This window comes from Aquidulcibacter sp., from assembly GCF_020253525.1.
Lineage (GTDB): Bacteria > Pseudomonadota > Alphaproteobacteria > Caulobacterales > Aquidulcibacteraceae > Aquidulcibacter.
In genome coordinates, this window is record NZ_JADCBK010000011.1 from 1 (window position 1) to 21,919 (window position 21,919).

The 21,919-nt window shown below is 54.3% G+C and carries 18 protein-coding genes; 10 read left to right on the forward strand and 8 right to left on the reverse strand.

What is annotated here, in order from left to right:
* Both IOB61_RS01590 and IOB61_RS01595 read right to left on the reverse strand, forming a co-directional pair.
* Nucleotides 1–361: alpha/beta fold hydrolase (locus tag IOB61_RS01590; protein ID WP_290811198.1), on the reverse strand; the 361-nt coding region annotated here is incomplete at its 3' end.
* Between the two features lie 21 nt (nucleotides 362–382).
* Nucleotides 383–808 (reverse strand): hypothetical protein, encoded by a 426-nt coding sequence (locus tag IOB61_RS01595; RefSeq protein WP_290811201.1) that lies wholly within the window; start codon nucleotides 806–808, stop codon nucleotides 383–385.
* 146 nt (nucleotides 809–954) lie between these two features.
* Between IOB61_RS01595 and IOB61_RS01600 the strand changes: the two genes are divergently transcribed.
* The 3 genes from IOB61_RS01600 to IOB61_RS01610 all read left to right on the forward strand — a co-directional run bounded on the left by IOB61_RS01600 (nucleotide 955) and on the right by IOB61_RS01610 (nucleotide 2,695).
* Entirely contained in the window at nucleotides 955–1,788 is an 834-nt protein-coding gene (locus tag IOB61_RS01600; protein WP_290811204.1) for a helix-turn-helix transcriptional regulator, read from the forward strand.
* A gap of 71 nt (nucleotides 1,789–1,859) precedes the next feature.
* On the forward strand, nucleotides 1,860–2,249 hold the full coding sequence (locus tag IOB61_RS01605; protein WP_290811207.1) for a limonene-1,2-epoxide hydrolase family protein: 390 nt from the start codon (nucleotides 1,860–1,862) through the stop codon (nucleotides 2,247–2,249).
* A gap of 8 nt (nucleotides 2,250–2,257) precedes the next feature.
* Complete coding sequence (locus tag IOB61_RS01610) at nucleotides 2,258–2,695, forward strand: hypothetical protein (protein WP_290811210.1); 438 nt, start codon at nucleotides 2,258–2,260, stop codon at nucleotides 2,693–2,695.
* On the opposite strand, the gene IOB61_RS01615 is transcribed toward IOB61_RS01610, so the two are convergent.
* Nucleotides 2,692–3,897 carry a CaiB/BaiF CoA-transferase family protein gene (locus IOB61_RS01615; protein ID WP_290811213.1) on the reverse strand — a complete coding sequence of 402 codons (1,206 nt, stop codon included), beginning with the start codon at nucleotides 3,895–3,897 and terminating at the stop codon, nucleotides 2,692–2,694. The genes IOB61_RS01610 and IOB61_RS01615 overlap by 4 nt on opposite strands.
* 162 nt (nucleotides 3,898–4,059) lie before the next feature.
* Here IOB61_RS01615 and IOB61_RS01620 point away from each other — a divergent pair, with 162 nt between their 5' ends.
* A complete protein-coding gene (locus IOB61_RS01620) occupies nucleotides 4,060–5,208 on the forward strand; it encodes a DUF2336 domain-containing protein (protein ID WP_290811216.1) in 1,149 nt (382 codons plus the stop codon).
* Here IOB61_RS01620 and IOB61_RS01625 read toward each other — a convergent pair.
* The 4 genes from IOB61_RS01625 to IOB61_RS01640 all read right to left on the reverse strand — a co-directional run bounded on the left by IOB61_RS01625 (nucleotide 5,205) and on the right by IOB61_RS01640 (nucleotide 8,910).
* Nucleotides 5,205–6,191 carry an EAL domain-containing protein gene (locus tag IOB61_RS01625; RefSeq protein WP_290811219.1) on the reverse strand — a complete coding sequence of 329 codons (987 nt, stop codon included), beginning with the start codon at nucleotides 6,189–6,191 and terminating at the stop codon, nucleotides 5,205–5,207. The genes IOB61_RS01620 and IOB61_RS01625 overlap by 4 nt on opposite strands.
* A gap of 161 nt (nucleotides 6,192–6,352) precedes the next feature.
* Nucleotides 6,353–6,844 (reverse strand): Hpt domain-containing protein, encoded by a 492-nt coding sequence (locus IOB61_RS01630; RefSeq protein ID WP_290811222.1) that lies wholly within the window; start codon nucleotides 6,842–6,844, stop codon nucleotides 6,353–6,355.
* 128 nt (nucleotides 6,845–6,972) lie between these two features.
* Nucleotides 6,973–7,755 carry an NAD kinase gene (locus tag IOB61_RS01635; RefSeq protein WP_085340517.1) on the reverse strand — a complete coding sequence of 261 codons (783 nt, stop codon included), beginning with the start codon at nucleotides 7,753–7,755 and terminating at the stop codon, nucleotides 6,973–6,975.
* Nucleotides 7,756–7,821: 66 nt separating this feature from the next.
* Nucleotides 7,822–8,910 (reverse strand): DUF2336 domain-containing protein, encoded by a 1,089-nt coding sequence (locus tag IOB61_RS01640; RefSeq protein WP_290811227.1) that lies wholly within the window; start codon nucleotides 8,908–8,910, stop codon nucleotides 7,822–7,824.
* A 217-nt stretch (nucleotides 8,911–9,127) separates the two neighbouring features.
* Here IOB61_RS01640 and IOB61_RS01645 point away from each other — a divergent pair, with 217 nt between their 5' ends.
* The 5 genes from IOB61_RS01645 (at nucleotide 9,128) to IOB61_RS01665 (ending at nucleotide 17,823) form a co-directional block, all read left to right on the forward strand.
* Nucleotides 9,128–9,892 carry a class II aldolase/adducin family protein gene (locus IOB61_RS01645; RefSeq protein WP_290811263.1) on the forward strand — a complete coding sequence of 255 codons (765 nt, stop codon included), beginning with the start codon at nucleotides 9,128–9,130 and terminating at the stop codon, nucleotides 9,890–9,892.
* Nucleotides 9,893–9,924: 32 nt separating this feature from the next.
* Nucleotides 9,925–10,596: a hypothetical protein gene (locus IOB61_RS01650; protein WP_290811229.1), complete on the forward strand. Its 672-nt coding sequence runs from the start codon at nucleotides 9,925–9,927 to the stop codon at nucleotides 10,594–10,596.
* Nucleotides 10,597–10,853: 257 nt separating this feature from the next.
* Nucleotides 10,854–12,284: an efflux RND transporter periplasmic adaptor subunit gene (locus IOB61_RS01655; RefSeq protein ID WP_290811232.1), complete on the forward strand. Its 1,431-nt coding sequence runs from the start codon at nucleotides 10,854–10,856 to the stop codon at nucleotides 12,282–12,284.
* On the forward strand, nucleotides 12,284–15,421 hold the full coding sequence (locus IOB61_RS01660; RefSeq protein ID WP_290811235.1) for an efflux RND transporter permease subunit: 3,138 nt from the start codon (nucleotides 12,284–12,286) through the stop codon (nucleotides 15,419–15,421). Before IOB61_RS01655 ends, IOB61_RS01660 begins: the two co-directional genes overlap by 1 nt.
* 53 nt (nucleotides 15,422–15,474) lie before the next feature.
* On the forward strand, nucleotides 15,475–17,823 hold the full coding sequence (locus tag IOB61_RS01665) for a transketolase (RefSeq protein WP_290811238.1): 2,349 nt from the start codon (nucleotides 15,475–15,477) through the stop codon (nucleotides 17,821–17,823).
* A gap of 69 nt (nucleotides 17,824–17,892) precedes the next feature.
* On the opposite strand, the gene IOB61_RS01670 is transcribed toward IOB61_RS01665, so the two are convergent.
* Nucleotides 17,893–18,936, reverse strand: coding sequence for a hypothetical protein (locus IOB61_RS01670; RefSeq protein WP_290811241.1), 1,044 nt, complete (start codon nucleotides 18,934–18,936; stop codon nucleotides 17,893–17,895).
* 182 nt (nucleotides 18,937–19,118) lie between these two features.
* On the opposite strand from IOB61_RS01670, the gene gyrA reads away from it, so the two are divergent.
* Nucleotides 19,119–21,890: a DNA gyrase subunit A gene (gyrA, locus tag IOB61_RS01675; RefSeq protein ID WP_290811264.1), complete on the forward strand. Its 2,772-nt coding sequence runs from the start codon at nucleotides 19,119–19,121 to the stop codon at nucleotides 21,888–21,890.
* The last annotated feature ends 29 nt before the right edge of the window (nucleotides 21,891–21,919 follow it).

Here is a 21,919-nt window from a genome sequence, read left to right on the forward strand (position 1 = left end):
CAACAAGCGTGATATTGGTCAGATCGAGTCGTTCGATCAACTCAATCAGGAAGTTGCGATGGAAGTCAAAGCCATAGAGCTGTTCATCGACCGGCTTATCGGACCGTCCAAATCCTAAAAGGTCAGGGGCTATGACGCGCGCACCAGACCGCACAAAGACCGGGATCATCTTTCGATACAGGTAACTCCAGGTCGGTTGACCATGCAGGCAAAGAAAGACTTGGTCTGCATCGTGCGGCCCTTCATCCAAATAGGCCGCCCGCAGCCCCTCATAACCTGAAAGATCACCGACATAGTGGGGTGAAAACTCGAAATCCGGTAGGTTTTCAAACCGGGTTTCTGGCGTTCTAAGCGCTTCCATGTTCCGTCCTATCCTTTAAAATCAAACAGCATTCTTACGTGCGCCGCTCAGGTTAAGGCCGACCAAATACATGGCAGCTAAAGCGGTATTGGGGATAATGTTGAGAGCAAAGCCTGTCGCAATCGAGCAGATACCGTCAATCACATACCAAACAATCAGACCAGAAGTGATGGCATCCCAAAGTGGTCGGCCTTGCGCACCAAGTTTGAATGCAACCTGCATCACCCCATAAATCATGACAGCCCAACCAATGGTAATAGCCCCCATCAGACCTAAGCAGAAACGAAGTGCTGCGGTAAATTCAATTGTTTCACCGCCAGATAAGATCGCCATTAAAGCTGCAATGGGGCCGCTGGAGGGCGCAAAAGCACCAGCGCTGAGGAGTGCCCCAAACAAGACCAGAGACAGACAAAATACCCCAAAATACGCGCGCCAAAATGCAGTCATGTGAACTTCTCCTCTTAGGCTATCGTGCGTCTTGCATGCCTGTAACAGATAGATTGGCGGCCAAACTGCGTGTCGGCAATTACCTCTGACGTCATTGAACCGACACTTTGGCCGTGTCAGTCTGGAGGTATCACTGGGGGCAACCTATGACGATTTCGGTTCAGACAAATTATGTCGATGGCGATGGCGGCTTTGCCAAATTATTGCGAGATTGGCGTCAAAAGCGCCGTTTGTCGCAATTGGACCTTGCCTTGATGTCGGGTGTCTCGCAGCGTCACGTCAGTTTTCTGGAATCGCGACGCGCCAATCCCAGTCGCAACATGATCTTACAATTGAGTGAAACTCTGGAAGTTCCCCTGCGTGAGCGCAATGCGTGGCTGACGGCAGCTGGATATGCACCGATCTTCAAAACGCGTGCCTTGGATGACCCTCAAATGGCGCAGGTGATGTCGGCTATCCGAATGATGCTGGCAGCACATGAGCCGTTTCCGGCTCTTGCCTTGGACCGGGCTTGGAATGTCCGCCTGTCGAATCGATCGTTTGATCAATTGGGCGCTATGTTGGGCGAGGATATTTGGAGCCGTGTTGGCGGCGAGGGTCGTAACCTTATGCGACTTTTCTTTCATCCCAACGGGATTCGGCCCTTTGTGACTAATTGGTCGGCCGTTGGCCCCTTAATGTGGCAGCGAGCGCAGCGTGAGGCAGAGGCCTTGGCCGGCATTGAGATGAAAGCGGTCTTGGATGAGCTTGCCCCCTATCAGGACCCCCATATCCTTTGGTCGGCGGCTGATGCTTCGCTGGTGCCGGTGATCCCCTTTAACATGGATATTCGAGGCATGAAGATCTCCATGTTTGCCGTTGTAGCGACGTTTGGCACGGCTCAAGACATTACGGCAGATGAATTACGCCTGGAAACGCTATTTCCTGCCGACCCCGAAACCGAAGCCATGTTTCGCGCGGCAGCCCAAGCGAACAGCTAATAACCAGCGACGTAATTGCAACAGACTTCAATCATTGGGAAGTTCTGGGTCTAAGCCATAAGGAGTGCATCATGACCGATATAAGCCGCCAATCGATTGAAGTTGTCACCAGCTTTTTAAAGGCCATGGAGCCATTGGATTATGACACCGCTTTGGCTTTGGTTGCGCCAAGCTGCGTTTATATCAACCCGCCTCCGATTGGTGAGGTGATTGGCCCTCAAGGCATTCGCGCCGTTCTCAAGCCGTTCTTTTCGCCGACCTTGGAAAATGAGTTCAAGATTTTGCGGGAATCGGCCAGTGGCGGAATTGTATTTCTGGAACGCCTTGATCGCCACCGCCTCAAGGATAAATGGGTTGAACTGCCTGTTACAGGTGTCTTCGAAGTCAAAGAGGGGCTCATTACCTATTGGCGAGACTATTTTGATGCGGCAACCATTCTAACCCAATGGCCGACCGGATGATCTGGGTGGTGAACCACGCGTCACACAAATTCTGGTTGAAGGTGACGGCCCTAGTCGTTGGCTCTTTTGGTCCGGTGTTCTTTTTGGGAACCATGGCCGCAACCGCAGAACCTGCCCGTTGGACATTGGACCTGCTGAGTTGGCCGTTGGATGGGGCGACGACGTTCGCCTCCCCCGACACGCGCTTCCTATCGGCCCTGACAGGCGGCTTTTTGGCGGGCTGGGGCGTGATGATCTGGTGCCTATCGGTTTGGGTCTATGATCACGCACCAGAGGCCGTTAGGCGGACCGCGTTGGCTGGTATCTTGACCTGGTTTTGCCTCGATAGTGCCGGATCAATTGCTTCGGGCAACACATCCAATGCCGTCATTAACATCCTTGTTCTCTTGATCGCAGTCGGGCCTTTATGGTGGCCAGTCCGGGAACCGACCACCCAAAACAATTAGAGATTCTCGGCAACGGTAGATTTCACGAGCAATGCTTCAATCTCCTCTGCGCTGAAGCCCGCTTCAGCCAGAACGGCGCGTGCATCTTTGCCGGGGGTCGGGACGGGCCGCTTGGTTGCTTCTGGAATGCCTGGAAAGCGAATAGGACCAGAAGGGGAGGCTTTTGATCCACCTCGCCCATCTTCAATTTGGGTCATACCGCCAGCGGCGAGGAATTGCGGGTCGGCTACTGTTTCGGCTGGGCTTTGCACGGGGGCCCAAACAAGATCATGCGCATCCAGCCGTGTTGCAATATCGGAGAAGTCGCGGGAAGCAAAAACTTCGTCCATTAAGGCAACGAGGGTCGCCCCGTTTTCGCGTCGTGCTTTAGATGTTGCAAAGCGGGGATCATTCTGAAGCGCTTCCAAACTGAGGGCTTGGCAGAAAAGCGGCCAATCCGCGGTTCCTTGGCGGGGCAAGAGGGTCAACCAACGTCCGTCGCGGCATTGAAAGAAATTGGCGAGCGGGTTGACGGCTTCGTGGCGTGGTCGGGTCGAGGCCAAACGTCCAAAACGCATTTGGATCGACATGTCAGATCCCAACGTATAGGTCCCGGCCCGCAGAAGCGAGGCGTCGACATGCTGGCCCTTGCCAGTCGTTTGCCGACCGTGGAGGGCAGCGAGAATACCTGCAACGGTTGAGAGCGAGCAAATGTGGTCCCCGACCCCCGTTCGAATAGGAAACGGCTCAACGCCTTTGGGGGCAGTTAAGCGCGCCCAGCCAGAGCGCGACCAGAAAGCGGCTACGTCAAACCCAGCGCGGTCAACGTCGGGGCCCTCAAGCCCATAGCCGGTGACATTGGCATAGATGAGGCGGGGGTTAACGCGTGACAATGCTGCATAATCCAAGCCTGCGCGCGTCAAGCCACCAGGGCGGACATTGGTGATGAAGACATCTGCATCTTTGACTAACTTCCGGACAATGTCTCGTCCCTCATCTTGCCCTGTATCAATAATGATGGAGCGCTTGCCACGATTATCGAGATCAAAAACAGGGTTTTCGGCAATATCTGACCCAATTGTATCAAAGAAGCGACGGATAGGGTCACCACCGGGTGGTTCAATCTTGATCACATCCGCCCCCCAGTCAGCCATCAAGCCACCGGCACCGGGTGCTGCGATATACGTGGCATATTCGATGACTTTGAGTCCTTTGAGCAGCATAATTTTCCCCCCTGAAGTTTTTGATTTTTAGATTGTCATTTTAGTCTCAGCCCGCATCACAACAGCCCAAGTATTTACCTGTGTAAAGACGCCATTAACCCTAACAGAGCACCTTAGCTGTGTTGCGAATCACGGCAAATGTGGTTCTGGGAGCGATGTGTCATGGGCGTTTCAACGCTACGCGTAAATCTGAGTGAAGCAGACATTCGGGCTTTGATCAAAGGCGATACGGATGAAGACCGTGCTTTGGCGTGTTATCGGCTGTGTCGGCGTATTGATACGGTCACATTGACAGATGAAGAACGTCAGTATGCCGAGCAGATTTTGCAAATTGTCGTCGCCGGTGCGGCAGAGCGTGTCCGACGGGCTTTAGCTGTAACTCTGAAAGCATCACCAAATCTCCCTCCAGAGATTGCGGCAAAATTGGCACGCGATATCGATTCGATCGCGATACCTTTGCTCGAAAGCTCGCCCGTCCTCAGTGATGAGGATTTGGTGGAAATTTTGGAATCTGCCGAGCCAGCACGCCAATATGCGATTGCCCGCCGGGAGACTTTGTCCGAAACGGTAACAACCGCACTCTGCACCCATGGTATAGATGGAGCCATTATCGAAGCCCTGCACAATGAAGGGGCAAGTTTCAATGAAGTGGGCATGACCCGCGCACTTGATCGGTTCCCCACCGTTCGCGCCCTGCACGAGGCTATGGTTGAGCGTCCTATTCTGCCGGTTCTGGTTTCTGAAAAATTGGCCGCACGCCTCACTGGCGAATTGTTTGATCGCTTGGTCGAGAAACATGCCATGCCGCCACAAATGGCGATTGATCTCGCTACCAACACGCGGGAACGTGCTGGCATTGATTTGATCGCGCAGGCTGGTCTGCAAGCGGACATGAAGCGCTATGTCCAGCAACTACACCTCAATGGCCGTCTGACCCCCAGCTTTGTTTTGCGGGCTCTATGCCAAGGTGAAGTGCGCTTGGTGGAATATGCCTTTGCGGAACTTGCAGGGATTGCGCACAATAAGGCCTGGCTTCTGGTCCATGATGGCGGCACCATGGGGCTGCGCGCCATTTTTGAGCGGGCCAACATGCCCCCGAGTCTTTACCCAGCATTCCGTGCTGCCATCGAAGTTCTTCATGAGACAGAGTTTGATGGGACAGCGGATGATCGCACAAGATTCCGCAAGCGGATGATCGAACGTGTCCTGACACGCTTCCAGTCGATCCCAGATGAGGATCTGAATTATCTTCTCGAGAAGCTGGACTTTGTCCGCGAAGAGGCGGAAGAAAAGCGGGTTGCTGTCGGTTAAGCCGCCTCAGAATTATGCTGCTCAGGCTCGGCAATATCTTCCAAACTGAAGAGCTGTAAAGGTCTGTGCGACGTGACCTTTAAAGTCGTTGTGGCGACAATTTCTGGAGACAGGTCTGCGCTTTTGCCTTCTGATGCAAGTTCGGAGTCAGGACCGCAAGATTCTGGGCCGTAAGATTCTGGGCTGTCGTCCAAACCTGAAGGCTGCTCCAACAACATTTCGGAGGCGACCTGAAAGCTCAGCGGGGGCGCAATAAAATGGCCCTGTAGGCGCGTAAAGCCGATTTGATAGCATTGGCGAATGGCCTTTGCGGACTCCGCCCCCACGGCGACAACCGGCATCCCTGCCGCTTGAGCCGCTTGAATCCGTCGCATAAAGGCACTGGCCCCCACCGAATGAAGCCGACTCGCGACCGCCAACATGGTGGGGCCACCACACTTTAGCTGGCAAAACAATGACCGGGCGCGCTTGTCTAGGGCCAGACTTGGGGGGCCTTTGGCATCAAGTGCCACTCGAAAGCCATATCCTGCTAGGATTTCGAGGCATGCCAAGCCCTGAGCCCCGGTGCATACCAATTCTTCTTCATCGATTTCTAAAATCATCCACTCGGGCCGCGCGCCCTCACTGGCAACACAATCGTGCAGGTCTTTGCCAAAAGTGGGGTCCATCACGTCAGTGATGCCTACATTAATGGCAATATCAATCTTGTAGCCATGACTACGCCACGTATGGACGGCGCGAGCGGCTTGTGCACCCAAAGTGCGACTAATGACCCCCATTAGCCCTTCTTTTGCAGCAAGACTAAAGAACAAGCCCGGTGACAATTGACCAAGTTTGGGGTGGTGCCAGCGCGCGACACCTTCAAAGGCAACAATCGCCTTTGTCGACAAATCAACTTGCGGCTGAAAGGCTAATTGGATTTCACCTGCAGCGAGGCTTTGCAGCAGTTCGACACGCGCCAAAGAAACAACCTGGGTCACCATTGTTTCGAACTTAATCCTCCTGCGTGTTGGGCTTGAGGACACCTCCATAACAAGCAGGCCTTAAGCACCCCTCAGGTCAGTCTCGACAATTTTAGTGGTATTCAGCACGAAAAAACCCGGCCAAACGGCCGGGTTCAAATATTTTTAGGTTTTGTTGCCGCTTATTGAGAGGCAGCGTAGCGGTTTACTTGTGTCTGCAACTCAACCAACAAAGCTTTGCCGATTGGATGGTCGCTATCTTTAATGTTTTGCTTGACCGCAGCAATAATGGCACCGACATGGGCATCAAGTATTTGACGAGGGGCTTTGGCGCGGCCCTCAGGGCTGTCAATCAATTTGCACAAAGACGCCGCAAATTGCGAGACAATCGGAAAGCCATAAGTGGAGCCCAAGCCCTTTAGGTCGTGCGCGCGACGGTAAAATTCTTCAAGCTCATGTTCACCAGAACCGGCTTTATTAACCACTGCATAAGCGGCCTCCAGCTTGGTAAGCTCGTCATTTAGCCAACCGGCAAATTGGTCGGACATAGAGGCAAGCGCAGCTTCAGCCCGCGCAATCGCCGCGGCGTCAAACCCGCCAAGTCGATTACCTAGTTTCGCTTTTAGGCGATTGGGCGGCGAGATAAATTCAACTTGGTCATCTTGACTTGACATCGGATACTCCAATCAAGACCAAAGCCTATCAAATTGCGTTTAATAGATTATGAAAGACGCTTAACTGATGTGACGAAACTGCCTCAATATCTGAAGTGTCTACGCGCCGGTTACTCGAAATAATTGAATTATTGCGCAAATTGTTCGGCCAGCATCCGCTCGTCCAAGGACCTGTCGGGGTCAAACAACATGACCATGCTGCGTGAGCGATCCTCGCGAATGCTGACGCTCGCGACATTGCGAACTTCTTGGCTATCGGCAGAGGCGGCAACCGGGCGCAGATCTGCATCCAGAACTTCAAAGCGGACATGCGATTCGCGTCGAAGTAGCGCACCTCGCCACCGACGAGGTCTAAATACACTGATGGGCGTTAGCGCCAAAAGCCCACATCCTAAGGGCAAAATGGGCCCGTGCGCCGATAAATTATAGGCAGTGCTACCTGCCGGGGTTGCCACCAATACGCCGTCGCAAATGATTTCGTTCAACCGCTCTGCCTCATCTACCACGATCCGGAGGCGTGCCGTTTGGTGGGTCTGGCGTAGAAGTGACACTTCATTAATGGCAACATGGTCGTGCACTTGGCCATCGACTTGCACGGTGGACATGCGTAGCGGGTGGATCACGGAAGCCTTGGCAGCAGCGATCCGGTCAGGCAAATCACCCTCGCGATAGTCATTCATCAAAAAGCCAATCGTGCCTTGATTGAGGCCGAACACGGGAATGCCGTCATCCATGTGACGCCGGAGGGTTTCAAGCATCAAGCCATCGCCACCTAAGGCCACAATGACATCGGCATCGCTTTCTTTAACCGAGCCATACAGGTGGCGCATCCGCGTCATGGCCTCACGCGCTTCTGGGCGCGCACTGGCAACAAAGGCAATACGTTCAAGGCGTCTGCGCGAAGAGGTCATGCACTCGATCCAACCAAAGTCTAAAGACCGCCTGACCCCACAAAGGGAGCCGACCTTTGTTCTTTATTAGTTGGCCATGCCTTTTGCAAAGGCAGTGCGTGCGGCACCTGGAGAACAACGCATCCAGACAAGGGCCACGGTGCGATCATCCCCAATCGTCCACGGGATGGAACGTGTTTCGAGGGTCTCGTAAATCGTTCTAACAATGGATGAGTCAAAATTGGCTGCCCGCGCTGCCAATGCAATACTTTCTGTCTCTGCGCTAATCAGTTTTCGGCTAACACCTGCAACGGGCAGCTCAAGGATTTGTGCAATTCCCCGAATAAACTGCTCTCGTTCCCCTCGCATTAGGGCCGCAACCAGGAATCCTGGTGTCGGCTTCACATCCATGTTGCGCGCAGTTTTCCTGACCGTTTCGACCACACGCTCGGGCATCGGATGGTTGAATAGGCCTTTTGTCATGGTGGCGGCAACATCAGCCGCCGTATCAGCGACGATGCTAACAAGCCGGCTTGCAATCCGGGGCGATACCCGGGCGGTGATGGCATCTCGTGCTTCGGCACCTGCAATGGCAAAGGCGGCAGCAACTAGGCTCGGGGGTAAATCATGTCTCGTGATGAGGGCGTTTAGCGACTCTGGCGTATCTGACAGCACATTCATGGCTCGCTCAAAGTCTTTCGGTGCGATGCGCGCCGTCACATTGGCGGCGAGTGTACTCAAGATTTTCTTATCTTCGGTCTCAATGAGACTTTCTGAGACAATCTCTCCAATGCACGAACGCTCAGCAATTGTAGCACGATGATCAAATCCGCACGCCTTGACCACCTCGACAAGGATGTCGTCATTGAGGATGGGGCAAAAGGCCAGGATGGGTTGGGCAATATCAAACGAATCTAAGGCAAGTTCACGTACCAGTTCGATCGGTGCCCAATCGGCCATGGCAAGTGTCGCTGAGAGCTTTAGCCGCACCTCTTGGCGGGCGAAATTATAGAGCTTAACAAGGATGTCGGAGAAAAGCGTGCGCTCCATGAGGCTTGCTTCCGTGCCCGTATCCAGAAATTGTGCTGCAGTGGCGGCTACCAATGCCTCGCGTGCCTCTCGCGAACTGTTTTCTGCGAGCGTAATGAGCGGATGGTTGGTGCTATTTTTCGACATTGCGTTATAATCGGTAGGGTTGGTGTGGTTACCAGAATGTAAACGACCTTCTTAAAAATGCAGAGTTTCTGCAGGTAACTTGACCGGTTTCAAAAGAGCTGAGAGAGTTTGTGTCCAGTAGCGGAGGAAATGTCAGATGAATGCTCATACCCAAAATTCAGGCTCCGAAAGTGGTACGGCTCTGCCCGCGGGCGCTGCACCTGCCTTGACTGGTATGATGGCAAGCGCTGCTCCGATTTATGGCGACAAAGTCGATGATATGGAGTGGCGGGCGCGTGTCGATTGTGCCGCACTTTATCGTCTAATCGCGTTGTATGGCTGGGACGATATGATCTTCACGCATATATCGTTGCGCCTACCTGGGCCCGACCATCACTTTCTGATCAACCCCTATGGGTTTATGTTTGACGAGATTACCGCTTCGTCCTTGGTGAAGGTTGACCTGAATGGCAATGTCATTGAGCCAACACCCTATTTCATCAATCCAGCGGGCTTTACGATCCACTCCGCCATTCATGCAGCGCGCGAAGACGCCATGTGTGTCATTCATTGCCACAGTGATGCGGGGGTCGCCGTAAGTGCGCAAAAGGGCGGTCTATTGCCGATTTCCCAAACTGCCATGGCATGCACCGCCGATCTTGCTTATCATGATTACGAGGGTGTGGCGCTCGACCTTGATGAGCGCGAGCGTTTGGTAGCCGACATCGGTGCCAAGAATTTCATGTTGTTACGCAATCACGGCACATTGACGGTTGGAGAATCCGCCGCTTCGGCCTTTATGCGTATGTTTTATCTCGAACGCGCTTGCAAGATGCAGGTCCTCGCCCAAGCTGGTGGTGAGCTTTTGACCTGTGATGAGGCGATGGAAGAGCGGGTGGGCCAGCAAGTCAAACCTGCATTCACTCAGGCACTTGGCGGAATGTTGGCGTGGCCAGGCCTGTTACGTAAGGTGGCACGCCAATCTCCTGGGTTCAACACATAGATTTTAACAAGCTTGCAGCTTGGCTAGGTTGGGTGTGCGTTGGGATTATTCCCGCCCCCGCGATTGCGGGGGCTTGGGTCCCGTCACCCCAACAAGGGCTTTTAATTGCAAATCTGGTCGAAGTCAGTTCCGATCTCACGCCATCTGGTACCTCGTTTGAGGTTTATGGCGAATATGGCCTAACCCGTGGCTGGGCACTTGTTGTCTCTCCTTCCTGGAGTGAAGCTATTCAATCCCCGTCGACGGATTGGGTGCTAGACGAGGTTCAAATTGCGGCGCGCCGTCAGATTTACCTTGGTCAAACCCTGGCAGTCTCTGCTCAAATAGGCGGCTTTTCGGTTCCAAGCCCGCGGGATGAAAATGGCCGGTCGTATGGGGTGGAAACCCGCTTTGCGCTTGGCAAAAGTCTGGGCGAGCGTGCTTGGGCTAATTTTGAGGCGGCATCTAGATCCTGTGACCAAGGTGGTGTTGGCACGCGATTTGATGCCACTTTAGGCCTAAAAATGGCCAAAGAACAAAAGGCTATGGTGAAAATATTTGGGGATGGCAATGGCTGTACCAAGGCGATTATTCGGGCGCAGATTGGCTATGTTCGCCCGATCACGCAGAATTTGGCCGTTGAGTTTGGATGGCGGCAGCGTCTTGACCAAAGTGAAGTCTCCGCTGATCGTGGCATTGTTGTAGGGCTATGGCACAAGTTTTGACTGGAAATGTGCGATCCTCGCCCTAACTCTCTAGGCGAATGCTTAAGACAGGCAGCAGCTGATCGCGAAGCGTTCATGTTGCGTACAAGCCGATAAAAGTGCAGGGGATTATAATGACAAGGCGCTTACCTGCACGCTAAGCTTTGTTAGCTTTAACCTAAAAAGTCAGAGAAAAGCCTGTCTCGGAGATTTTTGTTTTGCCTGAGTTTCTAAGACGTCACTTTTTCTTTGCGTTAGCAGGGGCGGCTTTTGTCGCCATGTTTGCATTTGTCTTGCTGAAGGAAGTCGGTCTGTTTGGTAAGCCGGGCGCGGGCGGAACAGCTGGTGCTTCTGCCGGGCAAGGCAAAGGGGGGGCCAGCAAAGGTGGAGCTCGGCCTGCAACCGTCGCCTTAGCGAAAGCTGAGGTGCGTACTTTTTCTGATCGGGTCGAAGTGCCCGGTACTGCATTAGCCAACGAATCCATCACCGTAACATCCAAAGTCCAAGATGTGGTGGACGAGGTCCGATTTGAGAGTGGCCAGACCGTTGAGCGGGGGGCGGTCTTGATCGTTTTGGCACGAACCGAGCAATCTGCGGACCTTGGTGGCGCACGCAATGATGTTGCGGCTGCGTTTGACGATGCGGACGGTGTTTATCAAGAGGCCGCCGCGGCCCGAGCGGAAGCTGACGCGGCTTACAATGAAATCAATGCTGTAAGCCGCGATCTTGAAGCCGCGCGGGCAGGGATTGTCGAAGCTGAAGCCGTTCGCAGCGAAGCCAAGTTGAATTTTGATCGCGTGACCGCTCTGGCTGAGCGCGGCTTTGCTTCCAAAGCGCGCCTCGATTCGGCGCGTGCACAATTGCAGTCTGCGGAGTCCCGTTTGCAGGTTGCCAAAGAGCGCGCGGAGGGGGCTTCCCAACGAATTGAAACCCAAAAGGCGCGCGCCAATGCCCTAACCCGACGCGCGCAGAGCGTTGATCAGCGCGCTCAATCATCGCGAGCACGCGCGCAAAGCGTTGCTCAACGGACCAATTCCGTCCAGTCGCGCCTCTCAGATCGGATCATCCGAGCACCATTTTCAGGCCGAATTGGTCTGCGCAACGTTAGCCCGGGCCAGTTGGCCCGGCCCGGCGATGTCTTGGCAACCCTTGATGATATCTCGCAAATCAAAGTAGATTTTGATGTGCCTGAAACTCGACTGGGCTCTCTTCAGGTGGGAACCGAGGTCGCAATACGCTCTACCGCTATCCCTGACCAACTTTACAAGGCAACTGTTCGGTTTGTTGATACGCGGATTGATCCACGTTCTCGTACCATCCGCGCCCGTGCCTATATTCCAAACAATGACGGGCGCTTGCGCCCGGGCATGTTGATGAGCGTTGATTTAATGACCCCAGATCGTCGCATGCCGGCCGTTCCGGAAGTCGCGCTTTTAGAAGAAGGTAACTCGAGCTTTGTGTTTATCGCACAGAGCGATGGCAGGGAGGGACAGAAAGCTAAGCGTGTGCCGGTTAGCATTGGCATGCGTCGAGACGGCTTTGCAGAGATCGTCAGCGGGCTGCCAGTCGGTGCGATGGTAATCACGGAAGGCCTTGTTGGTTTGCGCGACGGCCAGCCCATCAAACCCGTCGGCGCTGCACCGGGCCCCAAATCCGCTGATGCCAAAGTAGCCCCCGCGGCAGCGAAAACCGATGGACGTGGCGGCTGATGTTTCTTGCTGACGTCTCCGTCAAACGCCCGGTTCTGGCCACTGTTGCCAGCCTTCTCCTCATTGCATTTGGCCTAATTGCGTTTCGCACCTTACCGCTGCGAGAGCTGCCGGCCGTTGATCCCCCGATTGTGTCAATCACGACGCAATATCGCGGGGCGTCGTCGGATATTGTTGAGACGCGCATAACCCAGATCATTGAGGATCAGTTGACCGGGATTGAAGGCCTCGCGTCGATTCAGGCTTCCAGCCGGGATGGGCGCTCCTCTATCCGGGTTGAGTTTAAGTTATCAAGAAATCTGGATGAAGCAGCAAACGATGTCCGTGCGGCGGTCAGTCGTATCCAAAATCGCCTCCCACAAGGTGTGGATCCGCCGCAAGTAGAAAAGTCGGACGCCGACTCTGACCCCATCATGTTCCTCAATTTGGCGTCGAGCAATTTGACAACGGCGCAACTGACGAGTTTTGCGGAACGAACTTTGGTCGATCGGCTGAGCGCGATTGATGGTGTGGCGACCGTTCGGGTTTTTGGCGGCTTACGCCAATCGATGCGGGTTTGGCTGGATACTGAGGCCCTAGCGGCACGCGGTCTTACGCCTGATGATGTGGATGCTGCCCTTCGCGCCCAAAATGTTGAATTGCCGGCTGGCACCATTGAAGGCCAAGAGCGCGACTACACGATGCGCATTGCGCGCGGCTATCGGACGGCAGAAGAATTCCGCCGGATGCCTATCGGCCGCAGCGGCGATGGCAGAGTGACCCGCCTAGAAGATGTGGCCCGCGTGGCCGTTGAGCCCGAAGATGACCGACGGATTTTCCGCGGCAACGGGGTCAATCAGGTGGGTCTGGGCATTGTGCGGCAATCAAATGCAAATGCGCTTGATGTTGCCAAAGCTGTCCGAGCACAAAATGATGTCATCGCCAAGACCCTGCCCAAAGGCACAACGATTGTGGTTGCTTTCGACTCAACCGTTTTCATTGAGCGCGCCATTTCGGGTGTTTGGACTACGATGGGTGAAGCCATCGTACTGGTTATCCTCGTCATCTTCTTGTTTCTTGGCTCTTTTCGCGCGGCCCTTTTGCCAGCAGCAACCATACCGGTGTGTTTGATCGCGACTTTTGGTGTTTTGGGCGTCTTTGGTTTTTCCATAAATCTGATCACGCTCTTGGCGCTGGTTCTTGCAATTGGCTTGGTTGTTGATGATTCCATTGTCGTTTTAGAAAACATTCAGCGCCGAATAGACCAAGGTGAACCCGCCCTAATCGCGTCGCAGCGCGGGACAAACCAAGTTGCATTTGCGGTCATCGCGACAACCGCGGTGTTGGTCTCTGTCTTTACGCCGCTCTTGTTCACCGGCGGGTTTGTTGGGCGACTATTCGTCGAGCTAGCCGTTACAATTGCCTCTGCGGTGACCATTTCGGCCTTCGTTGCCCTTACTCTGACACCGATGATGGGCTCGCTCCTACTGCGGCCTGCCGACAAGACCAACAAGCTGTCAGCCTTTATCGACAAGTCGTTTGACGCGGTCCGTGCCTCGTATGCAACTTCGGTGCAAGCAAGTTTAAAGGCCCCGAAAACAGCCTTTGCGGTGATGGGCGTGGCCATTCTCGCGGCAGGCTTTTTCGCAACCAAACTCCCCAGCGAACTCATTCCGCTAGAAGATCGCGGCAATATCACGGTGCAGTTCAGTGGGCCGGAAGGGGCAGGCTTTGCCTATACACGTCAAATTGTGGCCAAGATCGAGCCTGTTCTGGCCGAATATGTTAAGAGTGGCGAGGCAACCCGTACCCTTGTGATCGCCCCGAATTTCCAAGATCAAGGCACCAACCGGATGAATCGTGGCCTCAGCCGAATCTTTTTGGCCGAATGGGGTACCCGTCGTGATGGCAATGAGATTGTCGACGAGCTTAATCGCAAGCTTGCTGGCATTCCGGGGGCCCAGTTTCGGGCGTCCATGCAGAATGCATTCTCTGGAGGTCGCGGTGGCGGCGGCAATGATGGTGTGTCGATTGTTTTGGGTGGCAGTGACTATCAAGAATTAGCCGCTGTCGCCGAAAAGATCGTGGCCAAAGGTAGGTCCAACGAAGGATTTGCTCGCATTCGCATGAATTATGAGCCGATTTCGCCCAAGATTGAGATTGTAATTGACCGTGAACGGGCAGCTGCGCTCGGTGTTTCGGTGCAATCCATTGGCAGGACGTTAGAAGCGACTACTGGTTTGCGCCGGGTGGGGACTTATCCTGCCGAGGGTGAGGAATATGACGTAATTCTGCAGGTTGATCGGCGCGAGCGTCAAAGTGTTGAAGCCTTAGGCCGCATTTATGTGCGCTCAGACCGGACAGGCGAACTCGTGCCATTATCTAATCTGGTAACAACGAAAAATCTCGGCGGCACCGATGATTTGCCGCGCGTCAATAAATTGCGCGCCGTCACTGTGACGGCCAATTTGAACAAGGGCTATTCAATTGGCGAAGCGGTGAAATGGTTGGAAGAAGCAGCGGCGGCGGAAATGAAGCCCGACATGAAGATTGATTACACTGGCCAGTCACAACAATTTAAGGAAGCAGGCTCGGCAATCGGGTTTGCGTTTGCTTTGGCTATCCTCATCGTGTTTTTGACTTTGGCGGCGCAGTTTGAAAGCTTTGTCCATCCTTTGACGATCATGATCACGGTGCCACTGGCCATCGCGGGAGGCCTATTTGGGCTTTATGCGGCGGGCTTTAGCCTCAATATTTATTCCCAAATTGGCTTGATTATTCTGGTTGCCCTAGCGGCGAAGAATGGCATCCTGATTGTGGAGTTTGCCAATCAATTGCGCGACGAGGGTCGTGCAGTCCGCGACGCGATTGCTGAGGCGGCCGATCTTCGTCTGCGTCCCATTCTGATGACTTCTGTGGCCACAGTTGCTGGGGCTTTGCCCTTGGCATTGTCGAGTGGGGCAGGCAGTGAGGCGCGCGCCAATATTGGGGTTGTTGTGGTGTTTGGCGTTTTGTGCGCAACCGCTCTGACACTTTATGTGGTGCCGGTCGTTTACATGTTGCTTGCCCGCTTTACCGGAAGCCCAGAAGCGCGTGCAAAAGCCATTGAAGAATTTGAACGCAGCGAGGCTCAGGCACAAGCCACCCCAGCCGAGTAACAGCTTGGTTATCACTACTGGCAAGTTCTGACGGCTGCCGTTAATGTGTTCGAATGAACGCAATTGCTCCCGTACCCAAGCCGTCCCTCTCGCCGCAAGAACTTCAAGCCCTTGCCACCATCGAAGAACGCCTGTTGTGGCTGGCTTCATGGACAATCCATAACGCCAATCATCTGCGTCCAAATCGCGATGGTCTTAAAGTAGGCGGGCACCAAGCCTCGTGTGCTTCCATGACCAGCTTGATGACGGCACTGTATTTCAAGGCTCTGCGTCCACAGGACCGTGTAGCGGTAAAGCCTCATGCCAGCCCTGTGTTTCATGGGGCGCAATATTTGTTTGGCCGACAAACCCGCGAGCAATTGGAACGATTTCGTGGTCTGGGTGGTGCCCAATCCTATCCGAGCCGAACAAAAGACAAAGACGATGTGGACTTCTCGACTGGCTCTGTTGGTCTGGGGGTGGCCGTCACCGCCTTTGCGGCTTTGGTACAGGATTATCTGGCTGCTCGGGGCAGGGTGCCGGCAGAATCCATGGGGCGGATGATTGCGCTTTTGGGCGATGCAGAGTTGGACGAGGGCAATATTTATGAAGCCTTGATTGAGGCTTATAAGCATGATTTACGCAATATCTGGTGGATCGTCGACTATAATCGCCAAAGCTTGGATGCCACGACTTCTGAGCGGATGTGGGATCGGTTTGATGATATTTTCGAAACCGTTGGCTGGGACGTTCTGACCCTCAAATATGGCAAGCGCCAGTTGGAAGCTTTTGCCAAGCCCGGCGGACAATCTTTACAAGCCTGGATTGAGTCGTGCCCCAACGATCTTTACGCGGCCTTGAGTTATCAAGGTGGGGCGGCCTGGCGCGAACATTTGTTGCAAGATTTGCCACACGACGGGCAGGTCCTGATCGCCAGCTATGATGATGCGGCGCTCTCCAATCTAATGACCCAATTGGGCGGTCATTGCCTTGAGACTTTGGTAGAAGCCTTTGACCAAGCCGCTCAGAATGATCGCCCTAAATTGTTTATCGCCTACACGGTGAAGGGGTGGCGCCTTCCCTTTCAGGGCCATAAGGACAATCATTCCGGTCTCATGACCCCAACTCAGATTGATGCCTTACGCCAATCGCTGGGTGTTCCAGAGGGCCAGGAATGGGAGGCGCTAGCAGGCCTCAATCAAGCCGATGAAGCTGCCGTTCGCGCTTTGATTGCCCAAGCCCCGTTCCAAGCCGATGTGAAGCGCCGCTTTAATCCTGCCCCAGTTGCCATTCCTGAGACGTTTGAAGTGCCCAGTGGCGACCAACAATCCACCCAAGCCGCATTTGGAAAAATCCTCGCCGATATTGCCAAGACAGAAAGTGACTTTGCCGCCCGCATTGTGACCACTTCACCAGACGTGACAGTCTCGACCAATTTGGGTGGCTTCGTGAACCGGCGCGGCTTGTTTTCGCGCACCGCGACCAAGGATGTGTTTAAGGACCGCAAGATAGCGAGCCCCCAAATCTGGACGGGTTCTGACGCTGGCCAACATATAGAGCTCGGCATTGCGGAGAATAATCTCTTTCTCAATCTGGCTGCTTTCGGGTTAGCTGGGGAGCATTTTGGCGAGCGCCTATTCCCCATCGGCACGCTTTATGACCCATTTATCGCCCGCGGTCTGGATGCGCTGAATTATGCAATCTATCAGAATGCGCGCTTCATGGTGATATCAACACCTTCGGGGTTGACGCTTGGGCCAGAAGGCGGTGCGCACCAGTCGATCAATACCCCGCTGATTGGCATGGGCCAGCCAGGGCTGACGCATTGGGAGCCTGCTTTTGCCGATGAGCTAGCCCTTTTGCTGCGCCATAGTTTTGTTGATATGCAAGAAGAGACCGGGGGATGTCACTATTTCCGCTTATCTACCCGGACGCTTGCCCAACCCCAGCGCAGGGACGCCACATGGCGGGAAGGGGCTTTGCTGGGGGCCTATTGGTTGATCCCACCAAGCCTTGGAGCGGAGCTGGCCTTGATCTATTGCGGGGCGCTGGCCCCTGAGGCACTTGCGGGCTTTGAAGCGCTGAAGGAAGATTTTCCAGGTATCGGTGTGCTTGCAGTAACATCGCCTGATCTTTTGCACCGTGGATGGACTGCCGCGGGGCGCGCGCGTTGGACGGGTGGACCCCGTCTGACCAGTCACATTGAGCAGCTACTTAGCCCCCTGCATGCTCGCGCCGGCTTGATTACACTATTGGACGGTTCCCCATCGGCACTGTCTTGGGTGGGTTCTGTGCTCGGGCATCGCGTACGAGCTTTGGGAGTTGAACAATTTGGTCAAACCGGCGACCTCCCAGACCTTTACCGGACCTATCGCTTGGATTGTGAAGCGATTTTAGATGCAGCTGCCGATCTGCATTTTTGATGTATTACTCTTAGGTAATTCATCAAAATGGGTGAAAACAGGAGATAATCAGACTATATCGGCCCGGGTTCAGCGCGGGGGGTCGAACTGATCTAACAGGCCAGCCAACTTGCCATCATTCAGGCGATTTAAGTCATCGAACCACTGAGATTGACGAAGCAGCGTGGCATAGGTCATCAGTGCCGCGCGTAAAGCTTCTGGCGTCTTTACATGGGCGTTGCGAACCGCAGCCAAGCCGGCTTCAGCTTGGCCCTTATAGACATAATCGTTCAAAAACTCCGTCAAAGGGGCGAAGCTCGTTGCGTCGCTTGGATCTAGCTGCGCCGCTGCCATTGCAGCCGCACGAGTTGACGCCGCAAGGTCTAGGGCCTTTGCCCTATCGCCTTTCGCGCCCGCATCAGAAAGTTCAACTGTGCTGTCCAATTCCAATTGGGCTTCTTGGAAAGTGTCCGAGAGCAAGAATGGGGCATGGCTTTCAGCGGTCGTAGCCTTCATCGCCTCTAGAAAGAGACTAAAGCGCGTGCCGTTCCAGGCAACGACGATCGGCGCGAGTGAAGCACCCAGTTCAAAGCTCTGCCCATCCAAAGTGACATCATCAAAGGCCAGAAAAGCCGCTGAAAAAGGTTCAGAGCGCCCAAGCGGCACAAAGCGAGAGGCGCTACTACCGCCAAGAGCCACTTTGCCGATGGGCTTTCCGCTCGGACCGTCAAAAATGAAACGGGTCAGGCAGCAATGCATGCCACCAGACCAGCCATCGATAACGAGGTCTGGATGGCGGGTACCGGCGGCCTGACGATCTGCTGAGGACAGGTCAAACTGCTGGATTGACCCGATTTGATCGAGCTTTTGAGGTGCCAGTTTTCGACTGCCGTGCCAAACGACCAGTGTTTCTTCGGTTTCAGAAGTTGGTATCGCATAGGCATGGATGTCGCCAATTTGACCGACAAGACGACCCTCATAATCGGGCTTAGGCAGGAGTAGGGTCACAACCACCCCCATGCACCCTAAAACAAAACCAACCATCGCCAGTTTTGCCAAAATCGCCTGAAAATGACCTTTGCGCGGTGGCTTTTCTTGCCTGTGCTGTTGGCTGATGGGGGGAGGATCATCCATTCCGGTCATTGCCCACATCTTCTATCACCAAATGGCGGCAAATGCATGCACGAAGTTTGGACCTGCGCACAGGCGAATGCTAGACTACACGTTCAAGGTTGCGTCCGAATCGCAATCATTTTGACCAGCAACAGACGGCTTACCCTTTGACCGATACCCCAGAAACAGACGGCGCAGATCCGATTGAACCTAACCGCCCAGAGACAACGATTGTCGATGTAAAAGGCATCACGCCCATCTCTATCGAGAATGAGCTTAAGTCCTCTTATCTGGATTATGCGATGAGTGTGATCGTGGCGCGGGCCCTGCCTGATGCGCGCGATGGTTTGAAGCCGGTGCACCGGCGGATTTTGTACGCCATGGGCGAGGGTGGCTATACCCCTGACAAAAAGCATGTGAAGTCTTCGCGGATCGTGGGCGACGTGATGGGCAAATATCACCCCCATGGTGACAGCGCGATTTATGACGCGATGGTGCGCATGGCGCAGGATTTTTCCATGAGTCTGCCCTTGATCGACGGGCAGGGGAATTTTGGCTCGGTCGATGGCGATCCGCCTGCGGCGATGCGCTACACGGAAAGTAAACTCGCCAAGGTCGCCATGGCTTTGCTGGACGATATTGATGAGTCTACCGTCAATTTCCAAGATAATTATGATGGCTCAGAGAGTGAGCCGGTAGTCCTTCCTGCCAAATATCCAAACCTTCTAGTCAATGGTGCCGGCGGTATTGCTGTCGGCATGGCAACCAATATTCCACCCCATAATTTGGGTGAGATTTGCGACGCCACTTTGGCAATCTTGGATAATCCAAGCCTGTCCGATCAAGATTTGCTCGATATTGTCCCGGGTCCAGACTTTCCAACAGGTGGTGAGATTGTTGGCCGCACGGGTGCCCGCAATGGCCTGTTGACCGGGCGTGGCTCTGTCATCATGCGGGGCAAGACGTCGGTTGAGTCTATGCGTGGGGATCGCGAAGCCATCATCATTTCGGAAATTCCCTATCAGGTGAATAAATCTTCGATGATTGAACGCATCGCCGAGCTGGTACGCGAGAAACGGGTTGAGGGCATTTCCGGCCTGCGAGATGAGAGTGATCGTCGCGGCATGCGGGTTGTTGTTGAATTGAAGCGCGATGCTTCGGCTGAAGTCGTGCTCAACCAACTCTATCGCTATTCACAGCTACAGACGTCATTTGGTGTCAATATGCTCGCGTTGGTGGGCGGGCGGCCAATCCAATTATCTTTGCGCGGGCTGATTGAGACTTTCTTGACTTTCCGGGAAGAAGTCATTGCACGTCGAACCCGCCACCGCCTGAACAAAGCCCGCGAGCGCGGCCACGATTTGGTTGGCTTAGCGATTGCTGTGGCCAATATCGACGAAGTGGTCCGTTTGATCCGGGAATCGCCTGATCCGGCCTCGGCCCGTTTGGCGTTGACCAGCCGTGATTGGCCTGCCCATGATTTGGCACCTATCATTCAGTTGATTGCTGACCCGCGTTCTGTCCTAACAGAAGCAGGCACGATCCGGATGAGCGAAGATCAAGCGCGCGCTATTTTGGATCTGCGCCTTCAACGCTTGACCGGCTTGGGTCGTGACGAATTGTCAAACGAAGTCCGGTCTCTGGCGGCTAAGATCGCTGATTTGCTTGATATCTTACGCTCCCGTGCCCGGGGGATTGAAATTATTCGCACCGAGTTGACACACGTCCGCGACACTTATGCGGTGCCGCGCCGCACTGTCTTCATCGAAGCAGACCTCGATCTTGATGATGAAGACTTCATCGAGCGTGAGGACATGGTCGTGACAGTGTCACATGCTGGATATGTGAAGCGTACTTTGTTGTCGACTTATCGCACGCAAAACCGCGGCGGCCGTGGTCGGTCGGGCATGGAAACGAAGGACGAGGATTTTGTTGTCCGCCTGTTTGCAGCCTCAACCCACGCGCCAATCCTATTCTTCTCGTCAAAGGGCATCGTGTATCGCGAAAAAGTTTGGCGTCTGCCGCAGGGGGACCCACGCACGAAGGGCCGCTCGATTGCCAATATTCTGCCAATCGAGAAGGATGAGAAAATCACCACAGTGATGCCTCTGCCCGAGGATGAGGACAGCTGGGGTGCTTTGGAATTGATGTTTGCAACCCGCAAAGGCAATGTGCGGCGCAATTCCTTAGCCGATTTCCAACGCGTGGCGCGCGGCGGCAAGATCGCGATGAAATTTGATGATGAGGACGACCAAATCGTCGATGTCGCCATCTGTTCGGATCAAGATGATGTGCTGCTGACAACGCGCATGGGCCAGTGCATTCGCTTCCAAGCTACGGACGTCCGCGTCTTCAAAGGCCGAGACTCGACTGGGGTACGCGGCATTACCTTGGCAGAAGGTGATGAAGTGATCGCCATGTCGATTCTGCGTCATGTGGATGTGACGGCTGAAGAGCGGGCAACCTATCTCAAGCAAAGCCGCTCGGTTCAGGGTGAGGAAGTTGATGCTTCGGCAAGCGCAGAGATTGCCGACGAGGTCAGTGACTCTGACGCCGGGCCAGTCCAATTGTCGCCAGAGCGATATGCGGAACTCTCAGCTCGCGAACAATTTGTTTTGGCGGTGGCTGAAGAAGGCCTGGGTAAACGGGCATCATCCTATGAATATCGCGTCACCAATCGCGGCGGGAAGGGCATTGTCGCCCATGATCTCTCCCGTCGAGGCGGTCAGTTGGTTGCGGCTTTCCCAGTCGAGGACTCTGATGAAGTCATGATGGTGACGGACGGTGGCCAATTGATTCGGACACGTGTAGATCAGATCCGGCGGGCCGGTCGTTCCACCCAAGGTGTTATGATCATCCGCGTTTCAGAAGGCGAGCGTGTGGTCTCGGTAGAACGTTTGGCCGATATGGGCTCAGATGATGCTGAAGGTCCAGCCGAGGGTACAGAATCCCCACCAGCTGCCCCCAGCAGCTGATGGGACTACCCTACGCCATACGGAGGAGA